This window comes from Streptomyces daghestanicus (assembly GCF_020521275.1).
In the GTDB taxonomy this organism is placed as follows: domain Bacteria; phylum Actinomycetota; class Actinomycetes; order Streptomycetales; family Streptomycetaceae; genus Streptomyces; species Streptomyces griseoviridis.
The window spans coordinates 377,171-399,086 of record NZ_BNDX01000016.1 but is presented as its reverse complement, the minus strand read 5'-3'; the positions used below and the strand labels follow the sequence as shown (position 1 = coordinate 399,086).

General features: G+C 73.5%; 21 protein-coding genes and 2 tRNA genes. 16 read left to right on the top strand and 7 right to left on the bottom strand.

The genetic code is table 11. The features are described 5' to 3' along the window. Positions 1-272 precede the first annotated feature (272 nt). From Sdagh_RS28570 to Sdagh_RS28560, 3 genes are all read left to right on the top strand, one after another. A complete protein-coding gene (locus tag Sdagh_RS28570; RefSeq protein ID WP_189420203.1) occupies positions 273-641 on the top strand; it encodes a DUF8844 domain-containing protein in 369 nt (122 codons plus the stop codon). Positions 642-771: 130 nt separating this feature from the next. Further along, positions 772-1,353, top strand: coding sequence for a bifunctional DNA primase/polymerase (locus Sdagh_RS28565; protein ID WP_189420202.1), 582 nt, complete (start codon positions 772-774; stop codon positions 1,351-1,353). Further along, positions 1,344-1,417, top strand: a tRNA-Lys gene (locus Sdagh_RS28560). The genes Sdagh_RS28565 and Sdagh_RS28560 overlap by 10 nt, the downstream gene beginning before the upstream one ends. A gap of 119 nt (positions 1,418-1,536) precedes the next feature. Here Sdagh_RS28560 and Sdagh_RS28555 read toward each other — a convergent pair. Then, on the bottom strand, positions 1,537-2,886 hold the full coding sequence (locus tag Sdagh_RS28555; RefSeq protein ID WP_189420201.1) for a M6 family metalloprotease domain-containing protein: 1,350 nt from the start codon (positions 2,884-2,886) through the stop codon (positions 1,537-1,539). A gap of 321 nt (positions 2,887-3,207) precedes the next feature. Between Sdagh_RS28555 and Sdagh_RS28550 the strand changes: the two genes are divergently transcribed. Continuing rightward, positions 3,208-5,055: a putative bifunctional diguanylate cyclase/phosphodiesterase gene (locus Sdagh_RS28550; RefSeq protein WP_190077307.1), complete on the top strand. Its 1,848-nt coding sequence runs from the start codon at positions 3,208-3,210 to the stop codon at positions 5,053-5,055. Here Sdagh_RS28550 and Sdagh_RS28545 read toward each other — a convergent pair. After that, positions 5,031-6,131 (bottom strand): LLM class flavin-dependent oxidoreductase, encoded by a 1,101-nt coding sequence (locus Sdagh_RS28545; RefSeq protein ID WP_189420199.1) that lies wholly within the window; start codon positions 6,129-6,131, stop codon positions 5,031-5,033. The two genes, Sdagh_RS28550 and Sdagh_RS28545, sit on opposite strands and share 25 nt — an antisense overlap. Positions 6,132-6,504: 373 nt before the next feature. Between Sdagh_RS28545 and Sdagh_RS28540 the strand changes: the two genes are divergently transcribed. Further along, positions 6,505-7,779: a cation:proton antiporter domain-containing protein gene (locus Sdagh_RS28540; protein WP_190077306.1), complete on the top strand. Its 1,275-nt coding sequence runs from the start codon at positions 6,505-6,507 to the stop codon at positions 7,777-7,779. Here Sdagh_RS28540 and Sdagh_RS28535 read toward each other — a convergent pair. Further along, positions 7,757-7,951: a DUF397 domain-containing protein gene (locus Sdagh_RS28535; protein WP_189420196.1), complete on the bottom strand. Its 195-nt coding sequence runs from the start codon at positions 7,949-7,951 to the stop codon at positions 7,757-7,759. The genes Sdagh_RS28540 and Sdagh_RS28535 overlap by 23 nt on opposite strands. Positions 7,952-7,959: 8 nt before the next feature. Beyond that, positions 7,960-8,811, bottom strand: a complete 852-nt coding sequence (locus tag Sdagh_RS28530) for a helix-turn-helix domain-containing protein (RefSeq protein WP_189420193.1) — start codon at positions 8,809-8,811, stop codon at positions 7,960-7,962. Positions 8,812-9,014: 203 nt separating this feature from the next. On the opposite strand from Sdagh_RS28530, the gene Sdagh_RS28525 reads away from it, so the two are divergent. From Sdagh_RS28525 to Sdagh_RS28510, 4 genes are all read left to right on the top strand, one after another. Continuing rightward, a complete protein-coding gene (locus Sdagh_RS28525; protein ID WP_189420191.1) occupies positions 9,015-9,428 on the top strand; it encodes an ATP-binding protein in 414 nt (137 codons plus the stop codon). A 394-nt stretch (positions 9,429-9,822) separates the two neighbouring features. Continuing rightward, the gene (locus Sdagh_RS28520; protein ID WP_189420189.1) at positions 9,823-10,041 is read left to right on the top strand and encodes a hypothetical protein; all 219 of its coding nucleotides are present in this window, start codon (positions 9,823-9,825) and stop codon (positions 10,039-10,041) included. Between the two features lie 316 nt (positions 10,042-10,357). Continuing rightward, positions 10,358-12,130 carry a PP2C family protein-serine/threonine phosphatase gene (locus tag Sdagh_RS28515; protein ID WP_226535922.1) on the top strand — a complete coding sequence of 591 codons (1,773 nt, stop codon included), beginning with the start codon at positions 10,358-10,360 and terminating at the stop codon, positions 12,128-12,130. Further along, positions 12,127-12,570 (top strand): response regulator, encoded by a 444-nt coding sequence (locus Sdagh_RS28510; protein ID WP_189420185.1) that lies wholly within the window; start codon positions 12,127-12,129, stop codon positions 12,568-12,570. The genes Sdagh_RS28515 and Sdagh_RS28510 overlap by 4 nt, the downstream gene beginning before the upstream one ends. A 10-nt stretch (positions 12,571-12,580) precedes the next feature. On the opposite strand, the gene Sdagh_RS28505 is transcribed toward Sdagh_RS28510, so the two are convergent. Continuing rightward, positions 12,581-14,941, bottom strand: coding sequence for an ATP-binding protein (locus Sdagh_RS28505; RefSeq protein WP_190077305.1), 2,361 nt, complete (start codon positions 14,939-14,941; stop codon positions 12,581-12,583). A 280-nt stretch (positions 14,942-15,221) separates the two neighbouring features. Beyond that, the gene (locus tag Sdagh_RS28500) at positions 15,222-15,953 is read right to left on the bottom strand and encodes a maleate cis-trans isomerase family protein (RefSeq protein WP_189420172.1); all 732 of its coding nucleotides are present in this window, start codon (positions 15,951-15,953) and stop codon (positions 15,222-15,224) included. A 415-nt stretch (positions 15,954-16,368) separates the two neighbouring features. Between Sdagh_RS28500 and Sdagh_RS28495 the strand changes: the two genes are divergently transcribed. The 7 genes from Sdagh_RS28495 to Sdagh_RS28465 all read left to right on the top strand — a co-directional run bounded on the left by Sdagh_RS28495 (position 16,369) and on the right by Sdagh_RS28465 (position 21,256). Next, positions 16,369-16,857: a DUF8453 domain-containing protein gene (locus Sdagh_RS28495; protein WP_189420170.1), complete on the top strand. Its 489-nt coding sequence runs from the start codon at positions 16,369-16,371 to the stop codon at positions 16,855-16,857. Between the two features lie 287 nt (positions 16,858-17,144). Further along, on the top strand, positions 17,145-18,074 hold the full coding sequence (gene ehuB, locus Sdagh_RS28490; RefSeq protein ID WP_189420168.1) for an ectoine/hydroxyectoine ABC transporter substrate-binding protein EhuB: 930 nt from the start codon (positions 17,145-17,147) through the stop codon (positions 18,072-18,074). Then, positions 18,071-18,775, top strand: coding sequence for an ectoine/hydroxyectoine ABC transporter permease subunit EhuC (ehuC, locus tag Sdagh_RS28485; RefSeq protein ID WP_190077304.1), 705 nt, complete (start codon positions 18,071-18,073; stop codon positions 18,773-18,775). Before ehuB ends, ehuC begins: the two co-directional genes overlap by 4 nt. Next, positions 18,772-19,422, top strand: coding sequence for an ectoine/hydroxyectoine ABC transporter permease subunit EhuD (ehuD, locus tag Sdagh_RS28480; protein WP_190077303.1), 651 nt, complete (start codon positions 18,772-18,774; stop codon positions 19,420-19,422). The genes ehuC and ehuD overlap by 4 nt, the downstream gene beginning before the upstream one ends. After that, on the top strand, positions 19,412-20,197 hold the full coding sequence (gene ehuA, locus Sdagh_RS28475) for an ectoine/hydroxyectoine ABC transporter ATP-binding protein EhuA (protein WP_189420162.1): 786 nt from the start codon (positions 19,412-19,414) through the stop codon (positions 20,195-20,197). The genes ehuD and ehuA overlap by 11 nt, the downstream gene beginning before the upstream one ends. 130 nt (positions 20,198-20,327) lie before the next feature. Further along, positions 20,328-21,086: an IclR family transcriptional regulator domain-containing protein gene (locus Sdagh_RS28470; protein WP_190007532.1), complete on the top strand. Its 759-nt coding sequence runs from the start codon at positions 20,328-20,330 to the stop codon at positions 21,084-21,086. Between the two features lie 96 nt (positions 21,087-21,182). Continuing rightward, positions 21,183-21,256, top strand: a tRNA-Lys gene (locus Sdagh_RS28465). A gap of 47 nt (positions 21,257-21,303) precedes the next feature. Here Sdagh_RS28465 and Sdagh_RS28460 read toward each other — a convergent pair. Further along, the gene (locus tag Sdagh_RS28460; RefSeq protein ID WP_190077302.1) at positions 21,304-21,912 is read right to left on the bottom strand and encodes a lytic polysaccharide monooxygenase auxiliary activity family 9 protein; all 609 of its coding nucleotides are present in this window, start codon (positions 21,910-21,912) and stop codon (positions 21,304-21,306) included. Positions 21,913-21,916: the final 4 nt, after the last annotated feature.

Sequence of the window (21,916 nt, the reverse complement as noted above, 5' to 3'; positions counted from 1 at the left end):
CCCTGGCGCCCGTGACACCGGCCCCCCCGGCCGGCACCCCCTGACGACCGCAACCCACCCGGACCACCGGCCCACCCCGGCAGTGGGTGCCCCGGCGCCCGTGACGCGCGGCACCGGGTGCCGGGGCGGCGTCGATGCGCACCGGCCGTCGTCCATCCCGCCCGGCGTCGGATGTCCCCGCCGGTCGGCCGGAGGCCCTCTTGCGGGGGCGCGGGACAATGGACGGTGGCCCATGTTCCGGCGGGTCAGTGCGACGTACGAGGAGGAAAGACATGGCGGAGCCCACGCCGCGTCACCATGAACCGCGGCTACGCCCCGCGCCCCTGCTCTTCGAGCCCGCGGCGGCGGCCGCGGACCCCGAGCACTTCTTCGACCTGGAGTCGATCGACGACCCGCGGGCCCTGCTGGACCGGGCCACGGAGCTGACGCTGGCGTTCCGCGCGGCGACCGACCGGGCGGTGGAGTTCCAGGCGATGGCGGCGGCCCAGCTCGCCGACCCGCGGCGGTTCGACCGGCTGACCGCCGCGGACATCGCGGAGCGCGCCGAGTGGACCGAGGACTACGCCAAGAAGATGGTCGAGTTCGGCCGGGACCTGATGCGCGGCGGCGAGAGCGGCGGCGGCGGACCGGAACCGCGCTGAGTCCCGCGACGGCATCCGGCGTCCGGCATATGCCAAGAGGGTGGGCACGATACCCCTCCGCCCGCCCCCCTGTCCCGGATTCCGGCAACCCAGTGAGACCGCCCCCTCACAGCGGGTAGACATCACTCCCATGAGCAGCACTCCGCACGCCTCCCACGTCACCTCGGCCGGCGCCGCCTGGCTGGCCTCCGCCGGCAGCTACCCGCGCAGCACGCTCGCCCTCTGGGAGGAGCGGCCGGAGGCCCCGGTGGTCCTGCCGTGCGGCTCGGCGTTCGACGTCGTCAGCGCCCCGGCGATGTTCGGACGCCGGATGCTGGACCGGATGTGGGACGAGGGCCCGGGGTCCGGCCCGGTGGCGGAGTTCCGCGGCCGGATGCTGCTGTTCAGCGCGCCGGGCACGGCCCAGCGGCTGCCGTCGCTGCTGGAGTGGGAGGAGTGGGGCACCCGGGGCCGCCCGGACGGCCGTGCGGGCGCGGTCCCGCCGCTGCTCTGCCACGGCACCGGCGACGCCGTGACCGTCCCGGCGCCCGCCGGGCCCGCCGGATCGGCCGCCCGCTGGCTGGTCGCCCCGGACACCCGCCGGCCCTGGCTGCCCGGCCCGGAGATCCTGCTCTGGGCGGCGGTGCGGGCGGCCCGCGCGGCCGTGCGGATATCGATTTTTCCTCCCGCCGGAACGCCTGCTAATGTCTACGACGTCAGCAGGCGCCGCTAGCTCAGTTGGTTAGAGCAGCTGACTCTTAATCAGCGGGTCCGGGGTTCGAGTCCCTGGCGGCGCACGACACCGACGGCGGGGCCGGTTCGCGGATAGCGCGAACCGGCCCCGCCGTCGTCCTTTTCTGCGCGGTCCCGCCGCACGTGGCGGGAGCCCCGCCACCCGCACCCCCTCTTCCGTGGGTCACCCCGGCGCCCGCGAGAAGTGACCGGTCGTGATCTTCACCGTCCACGCCCCCGACGCCGTCCGCCCCTCCACCTCCACCCGCACGCCCTCTCCCGGCACCGTGAAGCTCTCGCCGAGGGCGACCGGGGCGTCGGCCAGGGGCGGGTAGACCGAGTCCTCCCAGCACGCCTCCGTCCGCGGGTGCGCGTCGATCACCTCGACCGGGCCGCCGCCGGACTCGGTGCCGCCGCGCACCCGGTAGACGAGGATGCCCGCCCGGCAGGCGGCGAGGTCGTTGCCGACCGGGCCGCGCGCCTCGAAGGCGAGGATCTCGTCGGCCCCGGTGCGTACGACCGCCAGCTTGGTGCCCCGGCCGAGACCGAAGGCCGGCGCCCCGGCCGCGCCCGTCACCGGCACCCCCGGCCCCGCGCCCAGCGGCTCCAGGGTGAGCCGGACCGGCCCGGCGCCCCGTACGCAGGCCACCTGCCGGGGGTCCAGCCAGCCCAGCTTCCACTTGTGCCAGCCGAACAGGTCCGGCGCCAGCGCGAACTGACTGCCCATCAGGTCCCAGTCGCCGACATGCGTGTCCCAGTCGCCCTTGCCGTCGGCCGGCCGGTGGTACAGGTCGGGCAGGTCGAAGACATGACCAGTCTCGTGGGCGAGGACCAGCCGGTCCGGCGGATGGTTCTCGAACACCGTCACGACCCGCCGGATGTCGGCGCCGTCCGCCCGCAGCGGGGTCTTCAGATTGACGACCTTCGTGGCGTCGGAGTCCACCCCGGGCGCGTCCGGGTCGGCGACGAAGTAGACGACGTCGTAGCGGGAGAAGTCGACGTGCCGGTCGGCGGCGGCGAGCGCGTCGCGCAGATAGGCGGCGCGGTGCCCGGCGCCCCAGTCCCGCTGTATGGCGTACGACGTCGAGGGCCGGGGCATGGCGGTCCAGTGCCGCAGCGGGTGCGGGCGGAGGGTGAACCTGCCGTAGGAGGCCCGCTGGAAGAAGCGGGTGGTGGCCGGGAAGTGGTCGGCGGTGAGGTCGCGCGGCGTGGACCGGGGGCGGGAGTCCGGGAAGGACAGGAACACCATCACCGCGTCCAGCGCGCGGGTGGGGCGCGGATAGGCGGCGTTCCAGGAGTCCAGGCCCTCGGAGTGGTGCGCCGTGGTGCGCTCCAGGGCGCAGGGGGCGGGCGAGAAGGGTTCGGCCACCGAGGGGGCGGTGATCAGGGAGGTCGCCGCCAGCGCGGACAGGGTGGTCGCCACCGCCGCCGTACTGCGCAGCCGCGAACGGGCCCCGCCGCCCGGCCGGCCGCCCGCGCCGGGGCCCTTGAGGGCCTCGCGGGGAAGTCGCCTCAGGGGGAGCTGGCGCGGCACATCGACCTCCGGATGCGGTTCCAGGGAACACCGCACCCAGCTTGTGCAGATTTGTCGTATCGCGCCCTGTTCGTCTGGGCCGGACGGGTGAGTCGCTCGCGGAGCGAGCCGAATGGCGCAAGTGCTTCCCTGCGCCCCTGTACAGAACGTCACAACTGGTCGGCAGTGTTTAGGACCCGGCCAGGTGCGAGCAGAAACGATCTGTCAGGTAGGTCGTCGGAAACCGGTGGCCGTCGCACGGCTGGAAGGGCCGGGAGTCACCCTCTATGATCGGCACACTTTCCTGCACGGACAGAGATCGAGGCACTGCGGGAGCTAGCGGTGAGCGGAACGTCCGAAGGGCCGGCGCCCGCGGCAGACCTCGACGGGTCGGCCGTCACACAGGGTGACGTCGAGATGGCGCGCAGTGCTTCCCGTACGGGTCGTGCGGAACCCCCCGCCTACCGTTCGGCCTTCACCGCGGCCCCCCTCGCCATGGCCGTGGTCGACCCCGAGGGGACGGTCGTCAGCGCCAACGACACCCTCGGCGCGCTGTTCGGCACCCCGCCCGGGGCGCTGACCGGGCGCGCGGCGGCGGACCTGGCGGACCTCGCGGGCGACCCGCGGGCCTGGCGGGCCTACCGGGAGGTGCTCTCGGGCCGGCGGTCCCGGCTGCGCTGCACCCGGCGGCTGAAGCGCCCCGACGGCGAGTTCCTGTGGGCGCAGATCACCGTGGAGCCGCTGGGCGGCGAGCAGGCCGGACTGCTGCTGTCGGTGGCCGACATCAGCGCGCGGCACGAACTCCAGGCCCGGCTGCGGCACTTGCAGATGCACGACCCGGTGACCCGGCTGCCCAACCGGGCGCTGTTCTTCGAGCGGCTCACGGCCGCGCTGGAGCCGGAGTCCTATGAGGCCGGCACCGGGCGGATCGGCCTGTGCTACCTCGACCTGGACGGGTTCAAGGCCGTCAACGACACCCTCGGGCACCGTGCCGGGGACCGGCTGCTGGCGGCCGTGGCCGAGCGGCTGACGCGCTGCGCCGAGGAGGCCGCCCAGCCGAGGGCCGGCACGCCGCTGGTGGCCCGGCTCGGCGGGGACGAGTTCGCGCTGCTGGTGGAGGGGTCCACCGGTACCGACCAGCTCGCCGACCTCGCCGAGTCGGCGCTGACCGCGCTGCGCGAACCCGTCGACCTCTCCGGCCGCCGCCTCTCGGTCACCGCCTCGGTCGGCGTGGTGGAGCGGCACGCCGCCGGCACCACCCCGACCGCCCTGATGCAGGCCGCCGACACCACGCTGTACTGGGCCAAGGCCGACGGCAAGGCCCGCTGGACCCTCTTCGACCCGGAGCGCAACGCGCACCGGATGACCCGTCAGGCCCTCGCCGCCACGCTCCGCCCGGCGATCGAGCGCGGCGAGTTCGCGCTGGAGTACCAGCCGCTGGTCGGCATGGAGGACGGCCGGCTGCGCGGGGTCGAGGCGCTCATCCGCTGGAATCATCCTCAGTTCGGCGTACTGGCGCCGAATCGGTTCATCGCACTGGCGGAGGAGGACGGCTCGATCGTTCCCCTGGGCCGCTGGGTGCTGCGCACGGCGTGCGAGCAGGCCCGCCGCTGGCAGCTCGACCGCCCCGGTGAGCCGCCGATCTTCGTCAGCGTCAACGTGGCGGTGCGCCAGGTGTGGGACTCCGACCTGGTGGCGGACGTGGCCCGCACCCTCGCCGAGACCGGCCTCGCCCCGGAGCTGCTGCAACTGGAGCTGACGGAGTCCGCGGTGATGGGCTCGGCGGGCCGTCCGCTGCAGGCCCTGAAGGCGCTCAGCGACATGGGTGTGCACATCGCCATCGACGACTTCGGCACGGGCTACTCGAACCTGGCCTACCTCAGCCGGCTGCCGGTCTCGGTGCTGAAACTGGACGGGTCCTTCGTCCGCGGCTTCCAGTACGAGGCGCGCGGCGCCGAGCGGGACGGGGACGACACCAGTCCGGCGGACGAGGTCATCGTGGAGGCGATGGTGCAGCTCGCCCACCGGCTGGGGCTGACGGTCACCGCGGAGTGCGTGGAGACCTCCGACCAGGCCAGGCGGCTGCGCCGGATCGGCTGCGACACGGGGCAGGGCTGGCTGTACTCCCGTCCCGTGCCGCCCGAGCGGATCTCCGAGCTGCTGCTTCAGGCGGTCGCGGGCAAGCCGTAGGCGTCGGCGATCAGCTCGTAGGAGCGCAGGCGTACGTCGCCGCCGTGCGCGTTGGCCGTGATCATCAGCTCGTCGGCGCCGGTGCGCTTCTGGAGGTCGTCGAGGCCGGCCCGGACGGCGTCCGGGGTGCCGTGGATGACGTTGGCGTTCCAGGAGGCGACGAACTCCTCCTCCAGCGGGCTGAAGTCGTACGCCTCAGCCTCCTCGGGCGTCGGGACGAGTCCGGGCCGGCCGGTGCGCAGCCGGACCATGTTCAGCGCGGCGGCGAGCACCTGGCGCCGGGCCTCCTTCTCGTCGTCGGTGGCGAGGGCGGCGACGCCGATGAGGGCGTAGGGCTCGGCGAGGACCTCGCTCGGGCGGAAGTTCTCCCGGTACAGGTCGAGCGCGGGGATGGTGTTCTGCGCGGAGAAGTGGTGGGCGAAGGCGAAGGGCAGGCCGAGGGTGGCGGCCAGGCGGGCGCTGAAGCCGGAGGAGCCCAGCAGCCAGACCGGGGGGCGGTGCGGGGACTGCACGCCGCCGGGGGAGGTCGCCTGCACCGGGCCGGGCACGGCGTGGATGCGGCCGTAGGGGTGCCCGTCGGGGAAGTCGTCGTCCAGGAACCGGGTCAGCTCGACGAGCTGCTGCGGGAAGTCGTCGGCGCCCTCGTGCAGCCGGTCGCTGCGGCGCAGGGCGGCGGCGGTGGCGCCGTCGGTGCCGGGGGCCCGGCCGAGGCCGAGGTCGACGCGGCCGGGGGCCATGGCCTCCAGCGTGCCGAACTGCTCGGCGATGACCAGCGGGGCGTGGTTCGGGAGCATGACACCGCCGGAGCCGAGGCGGATGCGCTCGGTGTACGCGGCGAGGTGGGCGAGGATCACGGCGGGCGACGAGGAGGCCACGCCGGGCATGGAGTGGTGCTCGGCGACCCAGTACCGGTGGTAGCCGCGGCTCTCGGCGAGCCTGGCGATCTCGACGCCGGTGCGCAGCGCGTCGGAGGCGGTCCGGCCGGCCCCCACGGTGACCAGGTCCAGGACGGAGAGGGGGACGGGGGCGGTGCCCTGGGCGGTGCCCCGGATTTCCTCTGCGGCGTCTGCGGACATGGTGGGGCCTCCTGGCTCGGGGTGACGTTTCGCCCAAGGGACAACCGGCGGGGCGGTGGGCTTATTCCGGTTCCGGCCGGGCGGGGGCCTTCCGGCCGTGGACGCAACGGCACCTTGTCAACGTGGCACGGCCGGACAAAGAGGGGCCGGTTCCGGACCTTCGCCCGGCGGTTCCGAGGCCGGGCGCGAGGTGCTCCTACGCTGGGCAGGCCGGCCTCCGGCATCGACAAATCGACTCGTCTCCGTGTTCGGCATCCCCCTTGCGGACCTCCCCGCCCGCCCCGCGCTCCACGTCGCTCACCTGGCCTTCCGCCCGGCCCGACTCGGCAACGAGCCCGCGGCCGGTAGGCGGCCAAGGACGGAGTCGGACCACATGACCACTCACCAGACCACCTCCCTCCTCGTCGGCCTGGCCGTGCTGGTGCTCCTCGCCCGCCTGCTCGGCGCGCTGGCCCGGCGGCTGGGCCAGCCCGCCGTGATCGGGGAGGTCCTCGCCGGTATCGCGCTGGGCCCGACCCTGTTCCACGGGGCCGTGTCGGACGCCCTCTTCCCCGGCAGCACCCGGCCGCTGCTCAGCGCCCTGGCCGCGGTCGGGGTCGCGGTCTTCATGTTCATCGTCGGGCTGGAGTGGGACACCGGCCTGATCCGGGGCAGCGGGGGCATCGCCCCGGCCGTCTCGGTCAGCTCGATCGTCCTGCCGTTCGGCCTCGGCGCGGCGCTCGCCCTCGTCCTCATGGACCGGCACGGCACGGACGACCGTACGGCGTTCATGCTGTTCATCGGCATCGCCATGTCGATCACCGCGTTCCCGGTGCTGGCCCGCATCCTCACCGACCGGGGCATGACCCGTACGCCGCTGGGCGTGGTGGCGCTGGCCTGCGCCTCCATCGACGACGTCCTCGCCTGGTCGCTGCTGGCCGGGGTCGTCGCCCTGAGCGGGGCGGCCGGTCCCGACCAGTGGCGCATCCTGCTGGCGGTGCCCTATCTGCTCGGCATGCTGTTCGTGGTGCGTCCGCTGCTGCGCCGGTGGGCGGACCGGCAGGCGCCGCTGCGGCTCACCCCTGCCGTCTTCGCCGGGCTGCTGGTGGGGCTGCTGCTGTCGGCGGCGGCCACCGAGTGGGTGGGGCTGCACTACATCTTCGGCGCGTTCCTGCTCGGCGCCGTGCTGCCGCGCTCCGGCACCGGCCCGCTCCGGCGCGAGGTGCACGACCGGCTGGGGCACATGAGCAGCACCCTGCTGCTGCCGGTGTTCTTCCTGGTCGCCGGCCTCCAGGTCGATCTGTCCGGCCTCGACGCGGGCGGCCTCGGGGACCTGGCGCTGATCCTGCTGGTGGCGGTGGGCGGCAAGTTCCTCGGCGCGTTCGCGGCGGCCCGCGCCAACCGGATGCCGGTACGGCAGTCGGCCGCGCTGGCCACGCTGATGAACACCCGGGGGCTGACCGAGCTGATCGTCCTGAACGTCGGTCTGCAACTGGGCTTCCTGCGGCAGGGGTTGTACTCGCTCATGGTCGTCATGGCCGTGGTGACCACCGCGATGGCGGGTCCCCTGCTGACCTGGCTCCTGGGCCGGCCGGCCCCGGACGACCTCCCCGACCCCGTCCCCGACGTCGGCGCAGGGGCGGCGGTCAGCCCTGGCGAGAAGCCTTGAGCGCGGCGAGGAACGCGCCGAAGGCGGCCTCACCGAGGGCGAGGTGACCGCGCCCGGGGTCCTTGGAGTCGCGGACGGCTATTGCGAGGCCGAGGGGAGCGACTTCGACGCAGGCGTTGCCGTCCCCGCTGCCCGAGTACGAAGACTTACGCCAGTCGCCAGGAGCGAGCACGGTGCACCTCACAGTTCTTCCGCCAGTCGCCGGACGAGATCACGTGAGCGGTCGGGCTCAAGTGACACGGCTTCCACTCTACGGAACAGCGTCCGGAACACGGCGAGTTGCGCCTCGGAGTGGATGTACAGGACACCGTGCGGGCCGTCGCGTACGACGGTGTCCAACTTGGGCACCGGACCACCGGCGTACACCATGGCGGCGGTGACATCGGCGAAGTCGTCCAGGTCGAAAGGGATCACCCGCACGGTCACATGGTCGGCGTCGGAGAGTTCCAGCAGACGGCCGAGCTGGGCCCGCATGGCGGCTCGGCCCCCGACTCTGATGCGCAGTGCCGCCTCATGGACGAGCGCCACGTAGGGGATGGGGCGTTCGCCGTCGATCACGACCCGCCGTTCCATCCTGTGCCGCACCCGCGTCTCCCGTTCGTCAGCCGGGAGTTCCGGAACCCTTCGGGAGAAGAGGGCGCGTGCGTAGTCCTCGGTCTGGAGGAGGCCGGGCACATGCAGGAAGTCGACGTCCCAGCGGAAGGTGGCGTGCCACTCCAGCTCGGACAGATCGAGGAAAGACGTGGGAAGCAGCCCTCTGTACTCCTCCCACCAGCCTCGCGTCCGGTCGGCGGCCATGGCCGCCAGCCCGTCCACCAACTCGGTGTCGGTGCAGGCGTAATGGGCCGCCAGACGCCGCAGGCGCTGCTCACTGACCCCGGTGGTACCCGCTTCGATCTGGCTGATCTGGACCGAGTTGACGCCGAGCAGAGCTGCCGCCTCGCGAGCACTGAGCCCCGCCGCGTCACGCAGCCGGCGCAGTTCGGTCGCCAGGCGCAACTGCCGCGCTGTCGGTTCACGCCTCGTTCCCATTCGCGGGCCTTTCGCTCAACTCGTTCGGGTGTCAGAGTACGCAACCGGCTTGCTCCAGGTTAATTTTAATGTCTACCTTGAGTGACGCACCGCGTACCCAGTGACACTAAGGGGCGCCGGAAGCGCACCGGTCCGCCATGCTCAGCGGCCCGGCAATGACACCGCGCCCATCGACCCTCCCCGGAGAATGCCGAGGACCCCCCATGCCCGAGATCGTCCCCTGGGAATACTCCCTCCACATCCCGAACGACCCCCGCGCCGTCACCGTCTCCCGCCGTACCGTCCGGCTGGTCCTCACCCTCCACGGGCTGATCCGGCTGGCCGACCTCGCGGAGCTGCTCGCCGCCGAACTGGTCGCCAACGCCGTACTGCACACCAAGGGCCCGGCCGCCCTGCGGGTCCACTGGTCGGCGGCCGGTGTCCTCCGGATCGGCGCGTGGGACGCGGACCCCTCACCCCCGGAACCCCCGGAGGGCCTCGCTCCGGCGCCGTACGACGAAGGCGGACGAGGGCTGACGCTGGTGCGGTCCTGCGCCGACGCGTGGGGCTGGCAACCGCTGGCCGGCGGGGGCGACCGGGGGAAGGTCGTGTGGTGCGAACTGGGGCGCACGGCGTGACACCGGCCGTGACTGTCGCAGCCCGTTCCGCTATCCACGCAAGCGCAGGTCCGACAGGAGAGGAGGCCGTGGTGGCGCAGCGCGTCGATGTGGGACATCGGCATCGACCACCCTGTGCCCGGCCTGGCCTTCGCATACGATCCCGGGCCGGCGGCGGATGAGCTCACCGGTGTGCCCAGCCGGTTCGCCAACCTCCTGCCGTGACGAGCTGGGCGAAGGCCGCCGGAATCGACACCCCCGACCATGAGATCGTCCCGCTGTCCGTACCGCGTTCGCCATCCGTCGCTTCGACAGAACGCCCGCCGGGGCCCGTGTCCACCAAGAAGACTTCGCTCAGGTTTTCGACGTGCTTCCCGCCGACAGGGACCGGGGAACGCGTGAGGCAATCGGCCGGGTGATCGTCGAGACTGGTCACTGCGCCACCCGGACGGATACATGGTTCGCCCTGGCCCTCGGCGCGGACCCCGAGCAGGTACGCGACGTCGTCCGGGAGACGGTCACCGCGCTGCACGACACGCTCGGTGCGGTCATCGAAGGCGTCGACGCCCCGGACTTCCTCGCCACTCACCTGCGTACGCGCATGGAGCGGCTGCCCCTCCTCCGCAAGAGTTGATCACCCGGAACTCTGCGGTATGATCATCGTGCGCTGAAGGGCGGAGGCAACTCCCGCCGGACGGCAGTGCGTTGGTGGTCCAAGGAAAGACGCCCCGCTTCCTGCGGGGAAATGCAGGTGCAAGGCCTGCCCAGCGCTCCAGAGGAGAGGCCCGGTCCGCTCGGTGAGCGGACCGGGCCTTCGTCGTGCCGGTCGCCGCGTTGGTGGCCGGTCCGCGTCCGGCAGTACCGTGGAAGCAGCTGTCCGGCCAGTGGCGGCCCAGCCCCGAGCCGGGGGCATGACGCGCAGACGGACAGGCGGTAGGCCCTTGAGCGGTGTGAACGAGCCCACGGCACCGGGTGACAGACAGTGGCCGGCACGGCTGCACGGACTGTGGCAGGCGTCCCAGGACGTGGCCGACGTCACCGAGATGTCCCGGCACGTGTACACGCTGATCCTCACCGAGCCCGGCGTCCTGGCCGTCACGGGGACGCGCTGGCGCCACGGCGAGCTGCGCTACCTGCGGCGGGCGACGGCCGGGGAGCCCCTGACGACGACCGCCGGCCCGCCGCGCGCGACGGCCGCCTTCCCGCCCCGGCCGGCCCCCGGTCCCGACAGCCGTCCGGTCGTACACCTGCACGATCTGGGGGCGGGGCACGGCGCGCTCGCCCCGGAGGGAGACGTCCTCCGGGACGCGGGGGCGCGCTGGGCGCTGGAGGCCCGGTTCGGGCTCGGTGACGGCGACGGCGACTGGGCGGCCATCTGCGTCGGTCTCGCGGGGCGGCCGGAGCCCGACGCCGACCTCGTGCCGAGGCTGGTCCAGCTGAGCGAGGTGCTCGTCGCCAGCCACCGGCGCGTCACGCAGTCGCGCGAGCACGAGCGCCGGCAGACCGAGGACGCCTTCCTCGCCGAGGCGTCGCTCCAGATGGACTCCAGCCTGGACGTGCAGGAGACCCTCGGACGGGTGGCCCGGCTGGCGGTGCCCGCCGTGGCCGAGGGGTGCGTCGTCCACCTGTTCCAGCGCAGCGGACGGCTGACCCCCGTGGCGTCCGCGCACGTCGCCGCCGTCGCGCAGCCCTGGCTGGACGGCCTCGCCCGGGACGACCGGTGGCTCGCGGCGCTGCTCGGCCGCGCCGTCGACCAGGGCGAGGACGTGCGGCTCAGCGGTGCCGGGCTGGACGGCGGACCGTTCGGCCCCGGCGCCGCGGGACCCGGCACAGCCGTCCGGGCGGTCACGGTGAACGCGCTGCGTGCCCGGGGCAAGGCGATCGGCACCCTCACCTTCACCTACCAGCGCGACCTGGAGGACGTGGCCACCCCCCGCATGCTGCGCGACCTCGCGCTGCGCGCCGCCCTGGCCATCGACACCACCACCGCCTACGAGCAGCGCCGCCGCCACGTCGAGCTGCTCCAGTTCCAGCTCCTGCCGCGCGCCCTGCCGACCTGGCCCGGCGTCGCCCTGCACTCCGCCTACGAGGTCGCCGACGACTCCCTGGACGTCGGCGGCGACTTCTACGACGCCGTCGTCGACCGGGACGGACGGCTCGCCCTGGTCATCGGGGACGTGTGCGGACGCGGCGCCGAGGCCGCGGCGATGACCGGGCTGGCGCGGAACACCCTGCGCACCCTGCTGGAGGACGGCACCTCCCCCGCCAACGCCCTGGAACGGCTGAACGCGACCCTCCTCGACCAGTCGGCGAACCGCTTCGTCACCGCGCTGGTCGCCCTCCTCACGCCCACCGGCGGAGCGGAGTACGCGGTGGAGGTCGTCACCGCCGGCCACCCCAGGCCGCTCGTCCGGCGGGCCGGCGGACAGGTGGAGGAGATACCGGGCGCCGGGGTGTTCCTGGGGGTGGTGCCCGACATCGGCGTCGAACCCGCGCGGCTGACGATGTCGCCGGGTGACACCCTGGTGATGTTCACCGACGGTCTGACCGAAGCGCGCTCGGCGGAGGGCACCATGTTCGAGGAGTTGCTGCCGGCGGCCGTGGCGGAGTGCGCCGAGCGGCCCGACCCGGCGGCCGAGCTGATCGCCCGGGCGTCGAAGTTCCGGACCACGGGCAACGACGACACCGCCGTGCTCGTCGCGCGGCTGGAGGGACGGCCGTGACCGCCGGGACCGGCACCGGGCGCCTCGACCCCGGCAGCGTCCTCGTCGTGGAGGACAGCCCCGAGGACACCGAGGCGATCGAACGCGCCCTGCGCCAGACCCACCCCGACCTGCGGACCGAGTTCGTCGCCCGCGGTGACGGCCTGGTGGAGGCGCTGCTGGCCCGCGAGGAGCTGCCGGGGCTGATCCTGCTCGACCTGAACATGCCGGGGGTCGGCGGGCACGCCCTGCTGGCCGCGATCCGGGCCCGGCCGGAACTGCGGGACGTCACCGTGGTGGTCTTCACCTCCTCCACCTCACCCCACGAGGTGGAGGCCAGCTACGCGGCCGGCGCCGACAGCTACATCTACAAACCGGTCAACTTCAGGCTGTTCCGTACGGTCCTCAAGGGTGCGGTCGACTACTGGCGGCAGCAGTCCGGGCCGGGCACCGGCCTCTGATCCGCCCCGCTCACCCGGACGCGGGCGGGGCGCCCAGCGTGAAGAAGAACGCCGTGCCCACCCCCGGCTCGCTCTCCAGCCACATCCGGCCGCCGTGCCGCTCGACGATCCGCTTGACCACGGCGAGGCCCACCCCCGTGCCGCCGCCCCGCTCGGACGCCGCGTGCAGCCGGCGGAACAGGCCGAACACCTCGTCCTGCTGCTCGGCGGGGATGCCGATGCCGTTGTCCCGCACCACGACGACCGTCTCCCCCGCCGGGCCGCGCCGGGCCGACACCTCCACCCAGCGGTCGACGCCGTCACGGGCGTACTTGGCCGCGTTGACCAGCAGGTTGACCAGCACCTCGTGCAGGCGGTCGGGATCGGCCCGCAGCCGGGGGAGCGCCCCGCGGCGCAGGGTGACCCGCTGCTCCGCCAGGCGCGGCCCGGCCACCTCGACGGCCGCGTCCAGCGCCGCGCCCAGGTCGGTCTCCGTCACCCGCAGGCCGGCCCGGCCCAGCCGGGAGTAGTGCAGCAGCGAGTTGAGCAGGGCGTCCATGTGGTCGGCGAGCCGCCGCGTCGTCCGCAGCCGGCGCAGGGTCACCGCGTCCAGCCCGGTGGCGTCCTCCAGGGCGAAGGTGGCCGCGTTGGAGATGCCGCGCAGGGGCTCCTTGAGGTCGTGCGCGGCGGCGTGGGCGAAGGAGGCCAGGTCCTCGTTGGTCGTGCGCAGCTCCTCGTTGAGGCGGGTCACGGCGTCGGCGTGCCGCAGCACCAGCTCGGTCAGCAGCCGCCACAGCTCCCGGGCGGCGGCCTCGTCCCGGGCGGACCACGGCAGGCTCCGGCCGCGCATCGTCGCCCGGAACACCGCCGAGGAGCCGCGCGGGGTGAGCCGCTCGCCGCGCGGGCCGACCCTGAGCGGGGTGGCCGGGTCGGCGGCCCACTGCCGGGGCGCCGGACGCTCCCGCCGGGACCAGGCGAGGAAGTCGCCGCGACGGCTGACCGGCACCATCAGCACGCCCGCCGGCCAGGGCTGCGGGTCGCCTGCCGGCCCGTCGGACGGTTCCCCCTCCGGATCGCCGGCTGAACCGCCGGCCGGTGCGTCGGTCAGGTCGTCGGCCGGTTCGCCGGCCGGCAGCTCGGCCAGCCGGTCGGTCGCCCAGACCTCGCCCGGGGTGAGTCCGGCGGCCCGCCGGCCCAGTGCCCGGACCAGGTCCTCGGGGAAGGCGTCGCCGCCGCCCGCCGTACGGCCGTCGCGGCGGAGCAGGACCCCGTCGGCCCGCAGCAGGTCGGCGACGGCCCCGGCGTGCTCGGTGAAGCGGTCCTCCAGACCCTCCTCCAGGAGCCGCGCCACCGACGCCGCGCGCCGCCCGGACTCGGCCAGCGCGTCCGCCCGCTCCCGCTCCTCGATCACGGCCAGGTGCAGGGAGAAGGCGGTGCCGAACATCTCGCAGGCCGACCGCACCTCCGGGGCCGGCCGCACGGGGCCGGCGCCGTGGCAGGCGACCAGCCCCCACAGGCGTCCCTCCCGCAGCACGGACACCGACATCGAGGAGCGCACCCCGATGTTGCGCAGGTACTCCAGGTGGAAGCCGGACACGGTCCGCAGCGCGGCCTGCGACAGGTCCAGCGGCGCCCCGGTGGACGGCCGCACCCCGGGCCGCAGCCCTACGGTCGCGTCGTCGACGTCGCTGATCACCCTGATCCAGTTCTCCCGGTACAGCCGCCGGGCCTGCGGCGGGATGTCGGTCGCCGGGAACCACAGGCCCAGCCACGGCTCCCACCCGTCGGTGACCTCCTCGGCGATCACCTCGCCGGGCCCGTCGTCGCCGTCGAAGCGGTAGACCACCACCCGGTCGAAGCCGGTCAGCGCGCGCACCTCGCGGGCGGCGACGGCGCAGCAGTCCTCGACGGTCGTGGCGGCCCGCAGCCGCGCCAGGGCCCGCCGTACGCCCTGGTAGAAGGCGGAGAAGGCGGGGGCGTCGACGGATCTGGGCTCGAACTCCAGGACCAGCAGGCCGTCCCGGCGGTGGGCCGAGACGTCGACCGGGCCGCCGGTCGCCCAGCCGTGTCCGGCGACGACGGGGAAGGCCACGGGCACCTCCTCGTCCCCGGCCGTGCCGGCCAGGGCCTCCGCGTAGTAGTCGGCGGACAGGACGCGGGTGACCGGCTCGCCCACGAGGGCCTCGGCCGGCACGCCGAAGAACGTGCCGGTGTTCTCGGCGGCGACCTCCACCCGGCCGGTGGCCGGGTCCACCGCCAGCAGGGAGCCGTAGGACTGGATGCCACCCAGGAGGTGGATCGGTTCGCGTACGCACTGCGAGAGGTCGAAGCCGTCGGAGACGGCGGCCTCCGCCGCCCAGGCCCGCTCCGACAGCCACCGGTCGTCCGCCATGCCACCGTCCTCGCCTCCGCCCCGGACGATCACCGGGGTACCCGGCGAACCTACCCGCCGGGCCGCGCTCACCCGGGCGACGCCCGGTGTGCGTGTCCCGCTCAACTGCGGTATGATCATCATGCACCGAACGGCGGGGGCAACCCTGGCCGGACGGACACGCGTTGGTGGTCCAAGGAAAGACGTCCCGCTTCCTGCGGGGAGATGCAGGTGCAAGGCCTGCCCGGCGCTCCGCAGAAGGGCCCCCGTACCAGCTGGTACGGGGGCCCTTCGCGTGTCCTCAGACCTGCACCAGCGGCTCCCGGGTGAACAGCGCGCCCAGCTCCGGCGCGTTCACCCGGCGGTCCGCGAGCCGCAGGCCCTCCCAGACGGTGACCTGGTTGGCGGTGAGGACCGGCTTGCCCGCCTCCTTCTCCAGGGCCGGGAGGTGCGCGGCCGTGCGCAGGGCCGTGCCGGGCAGCAGGACGGCCTCCGCCCCGGGGCGGTCGGCCGCCCGGACCAGCGCCAGCAGCTCGGCCTCGCCCCACGCGGCGGCCTCGGCCGCCGTGCCGAGCCCCGCGCCGTGCACGCCGGTGACCTCCAGGCCGGCCGCGCGCAGGAACTCCGCGAAGAGCCCGGCGACGTCCTGCGGGTAGGCCGCGCCGACCGCGACCCGGCGCGCCCCCAGCTCCCGTACCGCGTGGGTGAAGCCGAGGGAGGTCGAGGAGGCCGGCATCCCGGCCGTCGCCGCGAGCGAGCGGATCTGCTCCCGGGCGCCGTCCCAGCCATGGGTGAAGCCGCCGCTGGTGCTGGCCCACACCACGGCCTCGGCGCCGGAGAGCCGCAGCTCCTCCACTCCGGCGGCCAGCCGCGCCGGCGAGCCCATGTCCCGCAGGGTGTCCACGCGGTGCGCGCCCTCGCCGGGGTCGGTGTGCACCAGGTCCACCCGGATGTCGCTGCCCAGCAGTTGCTCGATGCGTGGGTAGTCGTCCTCGCCGGAGTGGCCCGGGTACAGGAATCCCAGTGCTGTCATGTCCGCCCTTCCTGCTGTCGCTCCGCCACGGGGCCGGGGCCGCGCGCCGCCGGATCGGCCCGCGCCCGGTACGGCCCACGGCACGGGTACCCCGTCGACGCGCTGCCGCCCACATCGTCACCGGGTCGGCCGAGAGAGGCGCGAGGGGCCGGGCCCGTTGACGACGGCGGGTCGCGGTGCGAGCGTGGACGGCCGGTCCGCCCGCGCCCCGGACACGCCGCGCGCCCGCCCCCGGAGCACCGCCGCCGTGAGCCGGCCCGTGGGCGGCGGGCCGAACGCGGCCGGCGAGGGCCGAGGGTGGGTATCCGGACACCGACGCCCCGGGAGGGTGCATGAGCGATCCCGACCTCGCGCGGGTGCGGGGGCCGGCGGACCGGTGGCCTCGCGGTCCCCGGGTGTCCGGGGGAAGTGCCGGATGAGCGCGGAGACGGTCATCGCGGTCGCCGCCACCGTCATCGCCCTGGGGTCGCTCTGGGTGAGCTGGTCGCAGACCCGGGCGACCCGGCTGCACAACCGGCAGTCGGTCAGACCCCTGCTGCGGTTCCGGCGGATACGGCAGGACGACCTGGTGGGGCTGAAGATCGTCAACGCCGGACTGGGGCCGGCGGTCGTCACCCGCAGCACGGTGTCGCTGGACGGCGTGGTGGTCGGGGCGTGGGACCGGGAGGTGAAACCCCGGCTGTTCCCGCCGGAGGCGTGGCCGAGGACGTACTCGCTGCGGCCGGGTTCCGTCCTGCTCGCCGGGCAGGCGGTCTTCCTGGTGAGCCTGGAGGGCGGCGATCCCGGCCGGTTCCGGGAGATGTGGGACCTGATCGACCGCCGGCTCGCCGTGGAGGTCGTGTACGAATCGCTGTACGGCGGCGAGGGCTTCTCCGTGACGTCGGCCCGGCCCGACGGAGGCTGAGCCTCCGCGACGCGACGCCCGGCACGGCGTCCCGGCACGACGCCCCGGCCCGGCGCCCTGACCTCGGCACCCCGGCACGACGCCCCGGCCCGGCGCCCTGACCTCGGCACCCCGGCACGGCGTCCCGGCCCGGCGCCCTGACCTCGGCACCCCAGCACGGCGTCCCGGCACGGCGCCTCGGCCCCGGCAGCCCGGCACGGCGCCCCGGCGCGGGCCGCACCCCCGGCGTCCCGACTCGGCTCGAAAAAGGCCGCATGACTTCCGGGGAGTCGGGAAGGCGCGCGCCCATGGCTCCACCACACAGAACCCCGCCACGGGGACGAACGGACCGTACGTCCGGGATATCCGGGCCCACTCGCCGGTCGCTGCTCGCGGGGGTCGCGGCGCTCGGCGCACTCGGGGCCGCCGGATGCTCGCGGGTGGCCACGGCGTCGGACGGCGACGGGGGTGATCTGCTCGACCGGCTCCGGGCGCAGGGTGTGGCCCGGCTCGGCATCGCCGGGGAGATCCCCTTCGGGTACATCGACAAGGACGGTGAACTGACCGGCGAGGCGCCGGAACTGGCCAAGGTCATCTTCAAGCGGCTCGGCGTGGACCGGGTGCAGCCGGTGCCGACCGAGTTCGGCTCGCTCATCCCGGGCCTGGCGTCCCAGCAGTTCGACGTCGTCGCGGCCGGGATGTACATCAATCCCGACCGCTGCGAACAGGTCATCTTCTCCGACCCCGACTACCAGATGCTCGACTCCTTCATCGTCCGCAAGGGCAACCCCCTGGGGCTGAGGAACTATCAGGACGTCGTCGCGAAGAAGGCCAGGTTCGCCACCGGCACCGGATACGCGGAGATCGCCTACGCGGTGGAGGCCGGGTACGAGGAGAGCGACATCCTCATCGTCCCCGACCAGGTGGCCGGGCTGAACGCCGTCGAGGCCGGGCGGGTGGACGTGTTCGCGGGGACCGCGCTGACCACCCGCGAGGTGGTGAAGAAGTCCGGCAAGGCCGAGGTGACCGAGGCCTTCCGGCCGGTCGTCGACGGCGAACCGCACGTCGACGGCGGCGGGTTCGCCTTCCGGCCCACCGAGACCAACCTCCGGGACGCCTTCAACGAGGAACTCCACAAGCTCAAGGACAGCGGTGAACTGCTCCGCATCCTCCGGCCGTTCGGGTTCACCGAGGACGAGATGACGGATCTGACCGCGAAGGAGCTGTGCGGCGGATGACCCCGGGACTGTGGGAACTCGTGCTCAAGGGCGTCTGGGTCACGGTCCAGCTGCTCGTCTGCTCGGCACTCCTCGCGACGGCCGTCGCCTTCGCGGCCGGCGTGGCGCGCACCCACCGGCTGTGGATCGTCCGCTTCCTCGCGGGCCTCTACACCGAGGTGTTCCGCGGCACCTCCGCGCTGGTGATGATCTTCTGGGTGTTCTTCGTGCTGCCCCCGGCCTTCGGCTGGCAGCTCGTCCCGCTGTGGGCGGGCACGCTGGCGCTCGGCCTGACCTACGGGGCGTACGGCGCGGAGATCGTGCGCGGCGGGCTGCTCGCCGTCGACCCGGCGCAGCAGGAGGGCGGCATCGCGCTCAGCTTCACGCCGTGGCAGCGGCTGCGGCTGATCCTGCTGCCGCAGGCGGTGCCGGAGATGATCCCGCCCTTCTGCAACCTGCTGATCGAACTGCTCAAGGGCACCGCCCTGGTGTCGATCATGGGCATGGGCGACCTGGCGTTCAGCGGCAACCTGGTCCGCCTCGCGCTCCAGGAGAGCGCGGAGATCTACACGTACGTCCTCCTCATCTACTTCGTGATCGCCTTCCTGCTCACGCGGATGATGCGCGGACTGGAGAAGAAGCTGAAGGCGGGCGTCGGCAAGGGGCCGGTCACGAAGACGACCCGGCCGGAGCCGGCCGGGATCGAGGCGGGTGCGCGATGAACTGGGACTGGACCGCGGTGTCCGACTTCATGCCGCACTTCTGGGACGGGCTGCTGGTCACCCTGCAGATCCTGGTCCTCGGCTCGGTGATCTCGTTCGTGCTGGGCCTGGTGTGGGCGCTGCTGACGCGGGTGCCGTCGCGCTGGGTGACCTGGCCGGTCGGGATCGTCACGGAGTTCGTGCGCAACACCCCGCTGCTGGTGCAGCTGTTCTTCCTCTTCTACGTGCTGCCCGAGTGGGGCGTCACCGCCTCCGCGATGACCACCGGTGTCATCGGCATCGGCCTGCACTACTCGACGTACACGATGCAGGTCTACCGGGCCGGCATCGAGGCGGTCCCCACCGGCCAGTGGGAGGCCGCGACGGCGCTGAACCTGCCGCTGCGCCGGACCTGGACCGCGGTGATCCTGCCGCAGGCCGTACGCCGGGTGGTGCCCGCCCTCGGCAACTACGTGATCTCCATGCTGAAGGACACCCCGATGCTGATGGCGATCACCGTGCTGGAGATGCTCGGGGAGGCCCGCCTGTTCTCCCAGGAGACCTTCCGGTTCACCGAACCCCTGACGGTGATCGGCGTGGCCTTCATCGTCATCTCCTACCTGGCCTCCCTTGCCCTGCGAGCCCTGGAGCGACGCCTTGCCCACTGACACCCTCCCCCAGCCCGGGAAGACCCCCGGGAAGCCGGCCGGCGAGCTGATCCGCCTGGAGCGGGTCACCAAGCGGTTCGGCACCAACACCGTCCTGGACCACCTCGACTTCTCCGTCGACGCCGGCAAGCACGTCACGCTGATCGGCCCGTCCGGGTCGGGCAAGACCACGATCCTGCGGCTGCTGATGACGCTGCTCAAGCCCGACGAGGGCACCATCACCGTGGACGGGCAGCAGCTCTTCCCGGCCTCCGACAAGCAGGTCCGGGAGATACGCAAGAAGATCGGCATGGTCTTCCAGCAGTTCAACCTGTTCCCGAACATGACCGTGCTGCGCAACATCACCGAGGCCCCGGTGACCGTGCTCGGCATGTCCCGGGACGAGGCCGGGGAACGGGCCCGGGACCTGCTCGACCTGGTGGGCCTCGCCGACAAGCGGGACGCCCGGCCGACCCAGCTCTCCGGCGGGCAGCAGCAGCGCGTGGCGATCGCGCGGGCGCTGGCCATGCGCCCGCAGGTGCTGCTCCTCGACGAGGTCACCTCCGCGCTCGACCCGGAGCTGGTCGCGGGCGTCCTCGACGTCCTGCGGGACATCGCGCGCTCCACGGACATCACGATGCTCTGCGTGACCCATGAGATGGGTTTCGCCCGGGACATCTCCGACCAGGTCCTGATGTTCGACTCCGGCCGGGTCATCGAGGCCGGCTCCCCGGAGAAGATCTTCAACGAGCCGGAGCAGGCCCGGACCCGGGAGTTCCTCAGCGCGGTCCTGTGACTCCAGGGCCCCGTCGACTCCAGGGCCCCGTCGTCCGCGGCGGGCGGCGGATCTCGCCGAGCACCGCCCGCCGCGGAACTCCCGCCCCTATCGTGGAGGCAGTTCCGCGCGAGCGCAGGGGGAGACCACCGTGGCGCTTCAGCACGAGCCGGCCACGCCGCACCACTGGGCCCAGGACGCCCTGCGCGTCCTGGAGACGGTGGCGCGGCACCCCGCCGGAGTCACCGACACCGAGCTGTCCCGCCGCACGCGTCTGACCCGGGAGCGGCTGACCCCGCTGCTGCGGATGCTCCGCCGGGAGGGATACGTCGAGCGGAGCGCCGACGGCCCGTACGTCACCGGGCGGGCGCTCGCCCGGCTGGGCGCGGCGCGCGGCCGTGAGGAGGCGCTGCGCGAGCAGCTCCAGCGCACCCTGGGCCGGCTGCGCGACGCGGTCGGCGCCGCCGTCTACCTGAGCCGGTACGTCGACGGGGAGGTCAGCGTCACCCAGTACGCGGACGGTCCCGGCACCCCCAGGGTCAACGAGTGGGTGGACTTCCGCTGCTCGGCGCACGCCACCGCGATCGGCAAGAGCCTGCTGACCCAGCTCGACCACGCCGGCCGCCGCGACCATCTGGCCCGGCACCGGACGGCCCGGCTCACCTCGCGCACCATCACCAGTGACCGGCTGCTGCTGTCCCGGCTGGCGGCCCAGCCGCCGACCGTGCCCGTGCTCGACCTCCAGGAGTACGCGGTCGGCACGGTCTGCGCGGCCGTGCCGGTCACCGCGGGTGCCGCGGTGGGCTGTCTGGCGCTGTCCCTGCCGGTGGCCCACGCACACCGGCTGCGCCGGGCGGCGGACGCGCTGAACCGGGGGGCGGCGCCGGTGCTGCTGTCCCTGGCGATCTAGGTTCCCGGCCGGTGGTGCGGAGCACCCCCGGGGGCCAGGTATTATTTACTTCGTCGCCGCCCGCGAGACGGAAAAAGCGCGGTCGGCGGGGGTCATGCGCCGCTAGCTCAGTTGGTTAGAGCAGCTGACTCTTAATCAGCGGGTCCGGGGTTCGAGTCCCTGGCGGCGCACACCGTGGAAGGGCCTCCCGCAGTCGCGGGAGGCCCTTCCGGCATGCTCAGAACGTGACGTCGGAGCACGCGTAGAACGCGTTGGCCGTGTCCGCGACCGTCCACACCGCGACGATCACGTGGTGACCGCTCAGCCCGGTCGGCAGCGCCCCGCTGTGGGAGAGCGTGGCCGGCGGCTGCTTGCCGCCGTAGGGCACCTTCAGGAACGGCGTCAGGTTGAGGTCGGACCGGGCCAGGTTGTGGTTCTGGTTCCAGCCCGGCTTGGTGACGTAGTACGAGAAGTCGCTGGTGGCGTGCATGGCGGTGAACTGCCAGCGGAACGTGTAGTTCTGCCCGCCGGTGACCTTGGTGGTCGGCCAGGCGCCGCCGCCGGGCGTCTTCGGGGCGTCGAGCTGGGCGAACCGCGTGTTGTTCGCGGAACAGATCTGCCCGTCGGCCGGACCGGAGGCCGGGAAGCCCTTCGGACCCTCGACGCTCTGCGGCTCCCACTGGATGGAACCGCAGTTGACGACCGTGCCGTTCTGGCACACCTTCTGCCGGCTGACGGGCAGGTCGGTGTAGCCGTGGCCGCTGGCCGCGCCGCCGGAGGTGAGCACGAGGGCACCGGTGGCCGCCAGGCCCACCGCTCCGGTGCAGAGCTTGGTCTTCTTGCGCATGCTG